The following is a 571-nucleotide window of genomic DNA, read 5'->3' on the forward strand; positions in this document are numbered from 1 at the left end:
CACCTACTAGTTCCTCTTGTTGCCACAATGCATAATCGCTGTATTGTAGTGTCAATCCTGCTAGTGGGTTGTCCATGCCTTGTGCATATGCTTGATACAATTGATTAAATTCATCAACTAACACTGACATCGACCAACCGTCTGATGCTATATGATGTATGTTAAACAGCAGCACTCCCTGCGTCGCTGATTGCTGTAGCCAGCTGCCTCTTAACATGACATCTGTTGATAAATCAAAATGTGCCCGAGCATCTTCTGTCAGTTTGCTCTGAATTGCTTCTCGCTGACTTTGCATCTTCATCCCTTGCAAGTCATGCATGCTAAATGGCACTGAAACGTCTGTCTGTACTTCTTGGTAAACCGTCTCACCAGCCTGCTTATAAACCGTTCGCAGCACCTCGTGACGGGCCAAAATTGTGTTAAGTGCTTTCTCTGCCGCGACCACATCAAACATCCCGTCCACTTGCAGTGCCACAGGCATGTTGTAATGACTAGAACCACCTTCTAATTGGTCTATCAGCCACAGCCTTTGTTGGCTGAATGATAGTGGAAGCTGTGACGGAGGATTCTC

The 571-nt window shown here is 46.1% G+C and carries 1 protein-coding gene; it reads right to left on the reverse strand.

From position 1 onward, the window contains the following. Nucleotides 1-571, reverse strand: a 571-nt coding sequence (locus tag MTF64_RS19845) for a condensation domain-containing protein (RefSeq protein WP_248452446.1), incomplete at both ends; no start/stop codon positions are given.

The sequence above is a fragment of the Pseudoalteromonas sp. 2CM41L genome (genome assembly GCF_023161905.1).
Classification (GTDB): Bacteria; Pseudomonadota; Gammaproteobacteria; order Enterobacterales; family Alteromonadaceae; genus Pseudoalteromonas; species Pseudoalteromonas atlantica.